11 protein-coding genes are annotated in these 13,192 nt (G+C 53.4%); 5 read left to right on the plus strand and 6 right to left on the minus strand.

What is annotated here, in order from left to right:
• The first annotated feature begins 5 nt into the window (after window positions 1–5).
• Window positions 6–1,151, plus strand: coding sequence for a Gfo/Idh/MocA family protein (locus K3T82_RS02975; RefSeq protein WP_220192008.1), 1,146 nt, complete (start codon window positions 6–8; stop codon window positions 1,149–1,151).
• Between the two features lie 115 nt (window positions 1,152–1,266).
• Here the strand turns inward: K3T82_RS02975 and kal are convergent, their stop codons facing one another.
• Window positions 1,267–1,710 carry a 3-aminobutyryl-CoA ammonia lyase gene (gene kal / locus K3T82_RS02980; RefSeq protein WP_220192009.1) on the minus strand — a complete coding sequence of 148 codons (444 nt, stop codon included), beginning with the start codon at window positions 1,708–1,710 and terminating at the stop codon, window positions 1,267–1,269.
• Window positions 1,711–1,985: 275 nt separating this feature from the next.
• Here kal and K3T82_RS02985 point away from each other — a divergent pair, with 275 nt between their 5' ends.
• Window positions 1,986–2,954: a threonine ammonia-lyase gene (locus tag K3T82_RS02985; protein WP_220192010.1), complete on the plus strand. Its 969-nt coding sequence runs from the start codon at window positions 1,986–1,988 to the stop codon at window positions 2,952–2,954.
• A 50-nt stretch (window positions 2,955–3,004) separates the two neighbouring features.
• Here the strand turns inward: K3T82_RS02985 and K3T82_RS02990 are convergent, their stop codons facing one another.
• The 4 genes from K3T82_RS02990 to K3T82_RS03005 form a co-directional block, all read right to left on the minus strand.
• Window positions 3,005–4,369: a 3-keto-alpha-glucoside-1,2-lyase-like domain-containing protein gene (locus tag K3T82_RS02990; RefSeq protein ID WP_220192011.1), complete on the minus strand. Its 1,365-nt coding sequence runs from the start codon at window positions 4,367–4,369 to the stop codon at window positions 3,005–3,007.
• 669 nt (window positions 4,370–5,038) lie between these two features.
• The gene (locus K3T82_RS02995; protein ID WP_220192012.1) at window positions 5,039–5,386 is read right to left on the minus strand and encodes a hypothetical protein; all 348 of its coding nucleotides are present in this window, start codon (window positions 5,384–5,386) and stop codon (window positions 5,039–5,041) included.
• Window positions 5,368–6,306 carry an ATP-grasp domain-containing protein gene (locus tag K3T82_RS03000; protein WP_220192013.1) on the minus strand — a complete coding sequence of 313 codons (939 nt, stop codon included), beginning with the start codon at window positions 6,304–6,306 and terminating at the stop codon, window positions 5,368–5,370. The genes K3T82_RS02995 and K3T82_RS03000 overlap by 19 nt, the downstream gene beginning before the upstream one ends.
• A 3-nt stretch (window positions 6,307–6,309) precedes the next feature.
• Entirely contained in the window at window positions 6,310–6,591 is a 282-nt protein-coding gene (locus K3T82_RS03005; RefSeq protein ID WP_220192014.1) for a hypothetical protein, read from the minus strand.
• A gap of 174 nt (window positions 6,592–6,765) precedes the next feature.
• Here K3T82_RS03005 and K3T82_RS03010 point away from each other — a divergent pair, with 174 nt between their 5' ends.
• Window positions 6,766–7,437 (plus strand): HAD family hydrolase, encoded by a 672-nt coding sequence (locus K3T82_RS03010; RefSeq protein WP_220192015.1) that lies wholly within the window; start codon window positions 6,766–6,768, stop codon window positions 7,435–7,437.
• A gap of 99 nt (window positions 7,438–7,536) precedes the next feature.
• Here K3T82_RS03010 and K3T82_RS03015 read toward each other — a convergent pair whose 3' ends face one another.
• The gene (locus K3T82_RS03015) at window positions 7,537–10,647 is read right to left on the minus strand and encodes an alpha-mannosidase (RefSeq protein ID WP_220192016.1); all 3,111 of its coding nucleotides are present in this window, start codon (window positions 10,645–10,647) and stop codon (window positions 7,537–7,539) included.
• Between the two features lie 366 nt (window positions 10,648–11,013).
• Between K3T82_RS03015 and K3T82_RS03020 the strand changes: the two genes are divergently transcribed.
• On the plus strand, window positions 11,014–11,505 hold the full coding sequence (locus K3T82_RS03020; protein WP_220192017.1) for a M67 family metallopeptidase: 492 nt from the start codon (window positions 11,014–11,016) through the stop codon (window positions 11,503–11,505).
• 348 nt (window positions 11,506–11,853) lie between these two features.
• Window positions 11,854–13,167, plus strand: a complete 1,314-nt coding sequence (locus K3T82_RS03025) for a zinc ribbon domain-containing protein (RefSeq protein WP_220192018.1) — start codon at window positions 11,854–11,856, stop codon at window positions 13,165–13,167.
• The last annotated feature ends 25 nt before the right edge of the window (window positions 13,168–13,192 follow it).

Below are 13,192 nucleotides of genomic sequence, written 5' to 3' on the forward strand. Positions count from 1 at the left end.
ACCGTATGAGCAGAGAGGTAGCAAATAGAAGGCTGCGTGCGGGTATTGTGGGCGGCGGTCAGGGCTCTTTCATTGGAGCGGTCCATCGTGTCGCCGCCGAACTGGACGGGCAGGCTCAGATCGTTGCTGGAGCCATGTCCACCAATCCAGAACGGGCGCGAGCCTCAGCGGCTGCATGGTATTTGCAGCGCTCCTATGACAGCTTCGCCGAGATGGCACGTGCCGAAGCGCAACTAGCTGATGGCATCGACTTTGTCATCGTCGCCACACCAAACCATATGCACTTCCCGGTCGCGAAGGCATTTCTTGAGCAGGGCATCCATGTTGTCTGCGACAAACCCATGACCTTCAACATCGAAGAGGCCGAACAGCTTATCGCCCTGGCGGAAGAGAAGCGCGTCGTATTCGCCCTTACCCATAACTACACTGGCTATCCAACGATCCGCCATGCGCGGGACCTAGTGAGACAGGGCGCGCTCGGTGAGATCCGCAAGGTGCTCGCAGAATATGTCCAGGGCTGGCTCCTTGAGCCTCTGGAAAAGAGTGATAACAAGCAGGCAGCATGGCGCACCGATCCAAGCAAGTCGGGTATCGCGGGTAGCGTTGGCGATATCGGTACGCATGCTGAGAATCTGCTTGAGTTCGTCACAGGACTCAAAGTCACCTCGCTCTGCGCGGACCTGACGACCTTTGTTGAAGGGCGCGCGCTCGATGACGACGCCAATATGTTGCTGCATCTTGAGAATGGAGCCAAGGGTCTCTTAACCTGCTCGCAAATCGCGGCTGGTGAAGAGAACAACCTGACCCTGCGTATTTACGGCACCAAGGCGGGATTAGAGTGGCACCAGATGGAGCCCAACACACTCATCTTCAAGCCGCACGAAGGTCCACACCAGATCCTACGCACCAACCTTGGCTATATGAGCGACGAGTCGAAGGCGCTCTCGCGCCTGCCAGCAGGCCATCCCGAAGGCTTCTATGAGGCGTTCGCCAATATCTACCGACTGGCGATTGCCGATATACGGCGTGTAGAGTCGGGAGAGCAGCCCCAGGGTGGCTATCCCACCGTCTATGACGGATTGCGAGGTCTGCGCTTCATCGTCAAAGCCGTCGAAAGCTCCCAGAAGGGGGCAGTCTGGGTCGACCTCTAAGACCTAGTATTGTACTGAAGAGCGGGAAGGGACACATAATAAACATGTCTCCTCCCACTCTTCTATGAAGAACTTGCGCGTCAAGCTCCAAGTTGGCGCACAAAAATCAATTTGCTTACTCCTGACGCGACTTGTGGCTGGAAGAGTGGTGTGCGACATGGAGTGAGCGCTGGCGCTCTGGCTTAATAACGGTCGTGCCAATAGCTCGCCCGACCAGTAATGGCTCCGCAAGGGCATCGGCGGCAGACTCGCACACATCGGGACGCGCGGCGATAACCTTGTATGCCTCAAACTCAATGCGCCGCGATGTATTCCCCACTTTCGTGATACGCCCCCGCACTTCGACAAAGTCGCCCGCGTACAACGGCGCGAGAAACTCAACACTGTCATAGCTCACTAACAAACCTTCATCTCCATCCGAGAGAATAGCTAACTCAGTCGCGGCATCGCCAAATAACGATAACATATGCGCCCCATTGACCAGCCGTCCACCATAATGCGCATCATGTGAGTTTAGACGAACACGCAGCAGAGAAGAATACTCAGGTATCATCGCCATCGCAAAGCCTCCTTCCATGCTTCAGGCTGATCAACGCCAGCCCGAATGAATCGCAGGAACATATCTTTCATGGACATTGTACAGTATGCTCGGAATAAGGTCTTATGCGAGAACCACCGCCACAGTTCGCGGCTAGCACGCATTTCTTAGAAGAGAGAAAGCCTTACGATCAGTGACCGGCAGCGAGGTTCATATTCTATAGGCTATAAGAATCCCGCATGTGATACAATGAGCCAAACACGGCCACCGCAACGACCACGTAGGAGGTTTTATCAATGCATAGCTATTCCACCGCGCCAGATCTTACCCCTTCATACATCGATACGGTCTGGGAAAAACTGCCACATGCACTTCGCCCAACGCTCTTTCTGCCCGATTCCACCCTCTCCGCACAACTTCAGTGCGAAGTAACCATCGCCAGCGAGACATTTCAATATACTGGCAGTTTCAAGTTTCGCGCCGCCTATAACCTCCTCTCAAGCATTCCACAACATCAGATCATTACCGCCTCATCTGGCAACTTTGGGCAGGCTATCGCATATGCTAGCAAGCTCCTGGGAAAGACCTGTATTGTTGTGATGCCAGAGACCTCGGCAGCCGTCAAGATTGAGGCAGTCAAGGCCTATGGTGGGACCGTCGACCTCATCGACGTACACCGCGTTAGCCGGGCCGAACGGGTCGCGCAACTCATGAGCGAACATCCAGAAGCCTTCCAGGCTCCGGCTTATGACGACTACCGGGTCGTGACGGGGAACTCGACGCTGGGTAAAGAGATATTTGAGAGGTTTGAACCCGATATTATTTTAGTTCCTGTTGGTGGTGGTGGTCTCAGTTCTGGACTGGTTATAGCACGTGACCATCTTCAGAAGCGCACTGAAATCATAGGCGCTGAGCCCCTGCCAGGCAACGACGCCGCTCGCTCTCTGCGCGAGGGTGCGCTGACCAGTAACGAGCAAGAGCCTGCGACAGTTGCCGATGGAGCACGCACTATCAGTCTGGGTCATCTCAATTGGGAGATCCTGAGCCGAGGGGTTGCCGATATTATTGAGGTACCAGATACCGAGACCTTGAACGGCTTGCGCCATAGTTTCCGCTATCTCAACCTGAAGGTAGAGCCAACCGGCGCGCTGACCCTCGGCGCGCTCCTGAGTCAACCTGAGCGATTCAAGGGTAAGCGGGTCTGCTGTGTTGTAAGTGGTGGCAACGTCGACCCACAGCAATACGCCAGCTACCTCAATGCATAAAGCAACGAGGCGCGACTCTGGTCGCGCCTCGTCTTTTGGGAATCGCTTTGCTATTCCGCAGGATAGATACCCAGATTAGAGAATTGGGCTTCCGCACCGGGCTTTGTATTCGGCAAATTCGACACGAAGAGGGCAATGGAGCCACTCAAGTAGCTGCTATCGGAAATCGACTTAATCGTTTGCCCGTTCACAATGAAGGTAATGTTTGGCCCCTTGGCCTTGATGACAAGCTGATTCTGCTTTCCCATCGTCTGAATGGCTGGATGCTGCGTATTGGCAACAATCTCTTTTGGAGCCAGCACTTTCCCATTCGCGGGATCTGACTGGCCCTTAAAGATCGAGTATGAACCATCACCATAGAGCTCAAAACGATAGTAGGTCGACAGATCACCACTTTGTGTCGACGCCGAGCGCACATAGACGCCATAGCCACCGCCACCATTATTGGCGTCGCCCTTGGTCAGTGTCGTATTGACGAAGAGTTGGAAGTCGCCATAGCGCTTCGTATTAGGGAGCATCTCCCACAAAATCTTATTGTCATTGTCGGCAAGAGTCAACGCGTTTTTGCCTAAAGAGACCGCAAAGGCCCCCTTCTCATCCTTTTCAAGCCGCCAACCGTTATTATTATTCGCGAAAGTGTCCGAGAACAGAGGCTTGCTTGTGGGAGTGGGTAACGGCTTTAGCGTAGTGGTCGCTGGAGTATTACCCTGGTTCGCGGCATTGTTGTCGCCACGAGTAAAATAAATTACTCCTCCAACACTCGCGCCAACCAATACAATCAACAGGAGGATCACGCCTACAATCACACCCCAGCGTGGGCGCTTCTTCTGCTCAGAAGAGGCAAAGGGGTCGAGCGCGGGCGTAAAGGGAATGCTATTGCTCACATTGGGAGCATCGAAGGTGCCACTACTCTCAGGAGACGAGCGATTAAAGCTAGAGAATGGTGTCTCAGTAGAACCACCACCCGCAAAAGGCGAAGCGAAACTACTATTGTTCTGATCGCCAGCAAAGGCTGAATTGGCAGGAGACGAGCCCCCCTGCCCCCACTGCATTCCTGAGCCGGTCGCGCTACCCGTGTTCCAGGCTGAGCCAGGACCATCGGTTGGCGACTGAGTATTCCATTGGACACCTGAACCAACATTATTGTTTGATTGGGGCTGGTTCCACTGCATCCCAGATCCCATGCTCGATTGAGGTGCAGACTGGTTCCATTGGACACCTGAACCAACATTGTTACTCGATTGAGGCTGATTCCACTGCGTGCCAGACCCAACATTGCCGCCTGACGGTGATTGGTCCCATTGCATCCCTGAACCGCCAGTTGATGGCTGAGCCCCCACTGCATACCACTGCCAGAGGCAGGAGCCTGGGTTTGCTTCCACTGCATTCCGGAGCCCGATTGCGGTTGATTCCATTGGTTTCCCGAGCCCGGCTGAGGCTGGTTCCACGGGGAGTTCGAGCCTGATTGAGGTTGGTTCCACGGCGTACCAGATCCCATATTACCGGCGTTATTAGTATTCTGCTGAGGAGCCTGTGCTGGTGGTTGGCCCCAGCCAGTGCCCAGAAATTGCCCCGCTCCTGGCATGGAAGAGCCCGCATTTACATTTCCCCCAAAAGCCGAGCCTCCCCCTGCTGTCTCAAAAAGATATCCACAATTCTTACACCGCGCCTCCGTCATAGGCCACGACATACCACAACGCGGACATTGACGCCCTTGTATATTAAATACAGATGAGGACATGAAAACCTCCAATAACAACCGACAATCGCTCACGGCGAGTATCTCATAGATCAGTAAGAATGTCCAACGCGCTCAGGAGGGGTGGGAACATTGGGATGTGCGGTCCCTTTATAGCCATTAAAATATATAGTCTCCCCTCATGCGTCCAGAGCTCCTGCCTTCCATAAGACCCACAAACGCTCTCAGAGTTAAATAGAGCCTGAGTCTCTTTGCTCAGGCAAAACAAAGTATAAGCCCACCAGGACCCTCATTATAATTTATATCATTAAATGGTATATCGCTACCCCCAGGCATTTCATCACAGCGCTAGGAAAAAAGGGGTAGCGACACCAACGACAGCATACTAGCGCATACTCAGCACTGGAATCTCACGTCTGATTTCGAAGTGTAAGCGACTATGCGCCTGACGTATAGCTTCTTCAACTGCCTCTGGTGTATCACCACGCGCGAAGATAAAGCCCAGGTAGCTCGCCCCTTCTGGCAACGGTACAAGGAGGTGATGCAATTGGGCGGTTATCTCAACACCAGTGATAAGCGGCACAGCCTCTGCCTCTTCTACCCCCTTCACGGCTTTTAGCATTCCAGCGCTAGGTATGGGGATCATCATAACCCCGGCAGCATATGTATCGCGCTCAACCGACTGTACCTCTTCGCCAATGGCGTGCCGCAGGATCAATTCCTCCAGACACATCCCGAGCCAAATTCCAAAACTGTCGAGCAGAGACCGCCAATCGAGCGTCCAGCGATTTCCAGCATCCAGGGTCCCTCATCATTGACACGTAGCTCGGCATGCACTGGTCCCTCACGCAATCCCAACGCGGCTGCAGCGGTAGAGACACACGCGGCAATCGCTTGCTGTGCCGCAAGAGGATGACGCGAAGGAGTGGTATAGATAGTCTCCTCAAAGAAAGGACCATCCAGCGGATCAGGCTTGTCAAAGAGAGTCAGCACCTTGAGTTGCCCATGAGTCAGCAAGCCCTCAAGCGCAACCTCGCGACCAGGAATAAAGTCTTCGACCAGGAAGGTAGTCTCTTCTTCGTGCAGCCCCTCGCTAAGCAGAATGCGCTTCAAGCGACGGAGCGCGCTAACAAACTCGGTCGGGTTGTTGGCTCGAATCACACCTCGGCTCCCTGAGAGGCGGCGCGGCTTGAGCACACAGGGATATGTCACCTGACGCGCGATCTCTTCAGGCGACTCGGAGAGGCCAAAAGCACGATAAATCGGACAGGGCGCACCACCCGCCGACATCAGATCGCGCATGATAAGCTTATCACGTGCGGCCTCGGCAGCACCAGGAGAATTATGTGGCAAGCCAAGCGAGGCGCTGGCATGGGCTGCTAATTCACTCGCGCTATCATCGACGGAGAGGATAGCATCAAATGGATGTTCACGCGCGTACTCCTCTATAACCCGCAATGAGCCTGGAATATCGGAGAACTCGATTCCGAGCGGAACATGCCAATATTCGGCCAGCGATTCTGGTAGATCAATACCTACAACAACTTCAAGCCCCAGACTTTGCGCGGCACTCAGAAAAGCTCCCGCGCGATAGGTGGAGGGTGACATGAGTAAGAGTATGCGCCCGCGTGGCGCTATAGGCTGTGTTGTCATGAACTAATTGTCCTGCTCTACATCTACAGTAAGGCCTAGCGATTTGAGGGCGGCAGCTAGCCCAAAGAGGCGCGCATCTCCGCGCACCGTCCAGAATAACTCTTGAGAAGCGAGAGGTGATGACTTCGCGCTCTTCTCCCAGTAACATTCATAGGTTCCCTGCCAGTTGCGGTGCTGCACGCGTCCCTGATAATGCCAGGGCGCGCTCATGGGTCGCCTATGATTAAAGCCAAAGCCCGCACCATCAATGCTGGCGAAATCTTTGCTGCGAAATATAACCTTCATGCCTGCTCCCTTGCGAATCTCCGTAATATATGTATAATAACGGCTTCCTGATATATGAACAATACTTCTTCCCAAAAGCTGCCATCCACCACCCATTGTACTCGCCTTCGTAGTAAAATACACCACAGGAGGCTAGATGACCAGCCCTTTTCATAAACATGAAAGAGATCAACGATGACGACACTGACATTCTGGATTGATGTTGATAATACACTTATTGATAACGATAGAGTAAAGCAAGATCTATTCGCGCGGCTTCAAGAAACAATAGGAAGCAAGTTAAATGAACGCTTCTGGGAAATCTATGAGGAGGTTCGCGCCGATAAGAGTGTGATTGATATTCCCCTCACACTGCAACGCCTGCGCGATGAAATTCCACTCTCAGAAATGGATGAGACGACTTATAAACGCGCGCATGCCATATTTGACGATTATCCCTTCGATGAGAGGCTTTATCCTCACACAATTGAGGCCCTACAACATCTCAACGAACTAGGGACGACAGTCATCGTCTCCGATGGCGACAAGGTATTCCAGGACAACAAGATTCATACCAGTGGGCTATTCCAGGCGGTCCAGGGACGCGTCATGATCTATGACCATAAGCAGCAACATCTCAATGAAATCATCGAACGTTATCCAGCAGACCACTTTGTGATGGTTGACGACAAACCCCAGATTCTCCATGAGACGAAAAAGGACCTGGGGGCTCGCCTGACCACCGTGTTTGTGCGGCAAGGGAAGTATGCCTCGGCACCTCTACCCGATGGCTTTGCGCCAGATATCAGCGTTGATAGTGTCGAGGCCCTACGCTCCTATCAAGCCGAACAATTTCTCAAGCCCTAACAAAGAAGCATACAACCTCTTCCCAAAGGCTCGATAGATCAAACGCTACACAGTTTCCGAACTTGTTTCAGAAACTGTGTAGCGTTTGCATTTCATAAACTACCGCGCCAGGTGAATCCTGAACGTCTTGATCTCAAAGGGGCGAACCGCGAATGATAATGTATCACCGCTGAAGGTCGCCTCTTCCAGAGCCACTTCAAGCAGATTGCACTCCTCTGCCGCTATGATGCGGTTCGCGAATTGGATACTGGCCTTACCGCGCCGGTTGTGAGCCTCGAAGAGGCGGACAATGATGCCATCACCATCCTCAGCAGGCTTGACCGTCTCGACGATGATATGTGGGCAATTGGTTCTGAGGAATGAGTAAGCTTCCTGTGAGCTAGATGCAGTTGTCGGAGCACTCCCTCGTAACGCCTGAAGAGGCGCATTGAGTTCATAAGCGCGACGCTCTACACCAGCCTCGCGCCAATCGCCCTCGTGCGGAAGGAGGCTATAAGTAAAGCGATGAATCCCCTGATCCGCCTGCGGGTCGGGAGAGATACCTGACTTCAGCAGGGTCAGGCGCATCACATTATCATGCACATCATGCCCATACTTACTATCGTTAAGCAGGCTCACACCATAGCCACTCTCGCTTAGATCGATCCAACGATGCGCGCAGACCTCGAAGCGCGCCACATCCCAGGAGGTATTGCGATGCGTGGGGCGCTGAAGATGCCCGAACTGGGTTTCATAGGTCGCCTGGGCGCTATTAATCGCGACCGGGAAGGCCGCTTTGAGCAACGTCTGATGCTCATGCCAGTCAATCTCTGTCGTGAAATCGATGCGAGGAGTCTGCTGCCAGAGCGAGATACGCTGCGTGACACGCGAGGACATGAAGGGACGCTCCACCTCAACGGTCACACGCACTGGCCCCTCTTCGAGAACCCGCACGCGCGCGACCTCACTTAATGGATAGGGCTTCTCTTCATAGAAGATATCCACATCCCAGGCATCGAAGTTCAACGGGCGATCCTCGTACGCGATCAATTGATTCCCAACCGCTCCTGGTGCCAGCACATCGCGCTCAGCCTGCCGATCATAAATACGCTCAATGTCTCCATTAGCGTTCATATGAAGCTCATAATAGGCATTACGTAGCGTTAGCGAACCATTATCGCCATACGCGACACCGCATGGCTCCGATGGTTCTGATTGAAGCGCACCAACACCCATAGATGGCGCACGCACACCATCTAACAGCACAAACTCTTCGCCATCCCAATCCGCCACTGTCTGTCCAGCAGACGCAGCAGGCGCATCCGCCACTGGGATCTGAAGCGTATCTGTACGCTCCCAGGGCAGCGTGTTCAGCACGACAAGCTGATCCTCACCCCAGCCTTGATTCGCTACAAGCGTCGAGAGGGCCTCATCACGCACTTCGGTAGCGATAGCGCGCGCCTCCTGATAGAGGCGTAAGGCATCCTCATAGACCTCGGTTATCGAAGATCCTGGTAGCACATCGTGGAACTGATTGAGGAGTACAAGCTTCCAGGCATCGTTCACTCTGTCCTGACGTGTAGGCACACTATACAAACCAGCCCAGGCATTGAGGAGTTCCACCTCACGGAAGTAGAGTTCGGCTCGACGGTTGCCCTGCTTCGTGCGCGCCTGAGAGGTGTAGGTACCTCGATGATATTCCAGGTAGAGTTCACCAACCCAGGTTGGCAGGTCGGGCTGATCCCAGACACGCTCGTACAAAGTATCAAAGTAGTTATCCGCACGTCCCATTTCAACCGTTGGGAAGCCTGGCAGATCGCGCAGGACGAGCGAGCGCTCAAGCTGGCTCTCTTCTGGACCACCGCCACCATCGCCCCAGCCACAGAGATAGAGCAACTGATCATTGATAGCCTGCTGGCGATAGTTCTTCCAGGTCCCCAGGACATCGGAGGCGCGGAACGGGCCATTGTAGGTATAATATGTGCTCTGAGTCGAGACATCTGGCGCGGTCACAAAGTGGGTCAGCACCTCGGAACCGTCAATGCCTCGCCAGCGGAAAGTATCGCAAGGCATACGGTTAAACTGGTTCCAGCTAATCTTGGTTGTCATAAAGACAGGCAGGTCGCAGCCACGCATAATCTGTGGCATCGCCGCGCTATAGCCGAAGACATCGGGGAGCCAGACATGGCGAGGCGAATAGCCGAACTCCTGCTCCATAAAGCGCTTGCCATGCAAGATCTGACGGACCAGCGATTCACCCGACGTCAGATTGCAATCCGCCTCCACCCACATCGCGCCCACCAGTTCAATGCGTCCCGCCGCAATGAGCTGCTTCACGCGCTCATACAGCTCTGGGGAATCCTCTTTTACCCATTGCAAAGCTTGAGGCTGGCTATGGCTATAGTAGTAGTTAGGATAGCGCTCCATCAGGTTCACTACGTTAGAGAGCGTATGTGATATCTTCTGACGAGTACGCCAGTAAGGCCACTGCCAGGCCAGATCCAGGTGCGCATGCCCACTGACCACCATGTGCGGACGGCTGCCAGAGGTCAGGCCATCGGCAAGGTGCTCCTGTAGCCCACGTAAAGCCTCCTCAGCGGACGCGGTGAAGCGCTCGCTGGCATAGCCCTCGCGTAAATCGAGCAGTGTATGAGCCTGATTCAGGCGCTCCAGCAGGGTATGGCGCGCGATGTCATTCTCGTCCAGGGAACGCGCGGACTCAAAGACAGCATTCAGAGTATGATAGAGTTTCCATACCGTCTCATTGCGCGCATGCAAGGTTAAGCCCTCAAAACGCATGGGGCGATAGGTGTACACCTGCATTGTCAAATAATGTGGCTGCCCATCGCGTGCATGCTCGGGAAGCAAGAGAAGCGGGTGTCGCCAGTCAAACGCGCCAATAGCCTGACCATCGAGGTACACTGTCGCCTCAAGGCGCATGAGAAGGGAATCATCTCCCGCATGGGGCCAATGCAATTGCAAGACTAATGCCTGCTGCCGAGCCTCCTCTGGCACCTGAAGCCATACGCTGAGCCAGGTAGTATCATGCGTTCTTCCCCACACCTGATCCATCTCTAACGTCTGCCACACCGGGTCCTCTGGACTCGGAGGAGGCGTCATCGGACCGGTTGCCGGAGCGCTTAAAACAGGTTGAAGCGCCGTAGAAGGTCCCTCCATCGCATGCGCCATGCGTTTGATCGCGGCCTCAAGCTTCCTCTCTGTAAGTAGCATAAAACGATAACCTTCTCTTCTAATCATTAGACTATCCGACGTGAGGCACTCCCTCATCCCCTCGCCTCCAACAGGATACAACGTTCCGTTAAAAGCACTTGCTGATATTGATATTTGCTTATAAATGGAGAGAAGACAGAAGAGTGGCACACCAAAAACATATAAATATTGTAACACTGCCCTAGCAAGGGATCAATAAAAGACAGCATCACAAAGCCAGGATTCACTCTTTAGGAAGAAGTTGCCAGGAACGTAGAAATCCTACATCGAGGCTTGGTTGCCTGTGATATAGTATCCATACAATAAGCGGCTCAGGATTCCACATTCCTTAGAAGCAGGAGAGGCGTAGCCAGATAGGCCAACACTATGAAGCAACACAATACATCTCCACATACACACATCATTCTGAGTAAGAGAGCTCGACAAGAAATATATCAGGACATACACCAGCGCACCTCTATCGAAGCCTGTGGTGTCCTTCTAGGAAGCATGGGCAGAGAAGGAAACTGGCATGTAGAGCGCGTCCAGCCACTCGCTAATACAGCGAACTCGCCAGTTTACTTCGAGTTCGCACCTGAAGAACTGCTAACCACAGAGATGCACAATGAGGGACAGGTCATAGGCGTCTATCATAGTCACCCAACTGGATTCCCCCAGGCAAGCAATACAGATCAGCAAAACATGCACCGTGTAAACGTCGAGCAAGGCATTCCCTGGGCATGGTTGATCGTCTGCGGACCATTCAACGCAACATCAGATTTCAGTCACGATAGCGATCTGGCTCCAGGCAAACTTCTCGCTTATTATCATTACGAGCACGAAGGGTTGCAAAGGCTCGATATTGTCTATCAGGATTAAATAACGACATTTCCACCCCAAAGCCGGGCATTCTTGATCAGAGACCCCATACGCCTTGCTCCCCGCAAAAAAGGCCAATCAGCCACGCTCTTACAACGCACGAATGGCGGAACGAAGCGCCCGAAAGAGCTTTTTTGGGCTGCCATAGGAAATCAGGGATAACGTGTACAGATGAGAGCAAATACGCTATAATGAGCGCCAGGACAATCCCATATTTTGAAATGGCGTGACTTATCCAGGGGTTGTAACAAAGCTGTGATGGTTAAGAACTTATACGAAACCCAACGTCGCTGAAGCGCTCAGGTTTTCGGTAAGGAGTAAGAGGTTGGTATCCAGAAAGGGAGCTTTATGAAGTGTTCCAGATGTGGTAATGAAGTAAGCCCGGCAGAGACCTTCTGTGGTCTGTGCGGCACTGCCATCGAGCAAACTATGTCGACAGAATCGACACATTCCCATCCGCTGGATGCTACAAATAGCAACACATACAATACACAGATGGCCTTCGAGAGCAATCCCTCGCGCCCCTTGCGTTCTGGTCTCCTCTCACAATCTGGTCTCCTCTCACAATCTGGATTTAAACCTGCGCAACTCCCCTCTACACCAACGCCTGTGCCGGGTACGAATTTTGTGCCCCAGACACCGGGAGCAGGAACGCCTTCACAGCATGGCCAACAACAAGGTACGGGGTTCTATCACGATGCAACTGAAGCCATGTCCGCTCTATCAGAACAAGAATACCAACCTCAGGCTCCACAAACACCCATGTTTCTCTCCAACTACCCAGAAACACCATCTGCTTACCCTCATCAGAGTGGGGCTTATTCTGGACGCTTACCATCACCCACACAACACGGCGGATCTGGCCTTTTACGTGGCACAGGAAACCTCCACACGCAGAACGGGAGCCCCTATGGGGCCCAACCACAACTCAACCGACAACCTGGGTTTCCTCCTACCAACATGCAACGCCCGAATACACCCATCATCATCGCCGTTGTATGCGCCGTGCTGATCGTCTTCTGTGTCATAGGCGTAGTCGCAATGTATGCCACCAGGAGTACCCATACCGACCAGACAGCGAGTGTGACCGCGACCGCAACAAAGGCGGCCCCAACAGCCACACCGTCGCCAGTACCATCACCCAGCCCGACCTCGGTGCCAACCGCTGTACCAACTCCAGCGCCACCACCGGGCTATGCCTGGTGCGCAGTTACTTGCAATACTAACGGCTTCGAGACACAGTATCCAGTAAGTTGGGCGGCTGGTGCGCCAGCCAATGCAGCTGGAGTGCAATTCACCAATTCGGCTCAGGCTGACCAGTTTATGTCCTATAAGATAGGAACGAATAACGGGACCCCAGCCACAGATCTCATAACTGCGGACCTGCAGACAAACTTTGCACCAAAGGCAGGCTTCACGCCACCCACGTCATATAGTTCACCAACCATAGGTGGCGTCACCTGGCTTCAGGCCGTCGCCTATTATCAATCAGAAATCAATCCCGCCGCCCGCGAGCGGATAGTCGTCTACGCGACTAATCACGGTGGAAAGAGCTATGTTATTGAGCAACAGGCTCAGGATGACCAGTTTGATGCTCTCGCAGGGCAGGTCTTCGTGCCAGTACTCAATACCTTCCAGTTTGTCACGCCACCAGCGGCCTAGCCATGCAAAAGAAAAGGTAGCAGTC

Source organism: Ktedonospora formicarum, from assembly GCF_016587355.1.
GTDB lineage: Bacteria > Chloroflexota > Ktedonobacteria > Ktedonobacterales > Ktedonobacteraceae > Ktedonobacter > Ktedonobacter formicarum.

Excerpts from the sequence above, each read along its gene's own strand:
- K3T82_RS02975 (WP_220192008.1), top strand. The coding sequence starts at position 6 with ATGAGCAGAGAGGTAGCAAATAGAAGGCTGCGTGCGGGTATTGTGGGC.
- kal (WP_220192009.1), bottom strand. The coding sequence starts at position 1,710 with ATGGCGATGATACCTGAGTATTCTTCTCTGCTGCGTGTTCGTCTAAAC.
- K3T82_RS02985 (WP_220192010.1), top strand. The coding sequence starts at position 1,986 with ATGCATAGCTATTCCACCGCGCCAGATCTTACCCCTTCATACATCGAT.
- K3T82_RS02990 (WP_220192011.1), bottom strand. The coding sequence starts at position 4,369 with ATGGAATCAACCGCAATCGGGCTCCGGAATGCAGTGGAAGCAAACCCA.
- K3T82_RS02995 (WP_220192012.1), bottom strand. The coding sequence starts at position 5,386 with ATGTGTCTGGAGGAATTGATCCTGCGGCACGCCATTGGCGAAGAGGTA.
- K3T82_RS03000 (WP_220192013.1), bottom strand. The coding sequence starts at position 6,306 with ATGACAACACAGCCTATAGCGCCACGCGGGCGCATACTCTTACTCATG.
- K3T82_RS03005 (WP_220192014.1), bottom strand. The coding sequence starts at position 6,591 with ATGAAGGTTATATTTCGCAGCAAAGATTTCGCCAGCATTGATGGTGCG.
- K3T82_RS03010 (WP_220192015.1), top strand. The coding sequence starts at position 6,766 with ATGACGACACTGACATTCTGGATTGATGTTGATAATACACTTATTGAT.
- K3T82_RS03015 (WP_220192016.1), bottom strand. The coding sequence starts at position 10,647 with ATGCTACTTACAGAGAGGAAGCTTGAGGCCGCGATCAAACGCATGGCG.
- K3T82_RS03020 (WP_220192017.1), top strand. The coding sequence starts at position 11,014 with ATGAAGCAACACAATACATCTCCACATACACACATCATTCTGAGTAAG.
- K3T82_RS03025 (WP_220192018.1), top strand. The coding sequence starts at position 11,854 with ATGAAGTGTTCCAGATGTGGTAATGAAGTAAGCCCGGCAGAGACCTTC.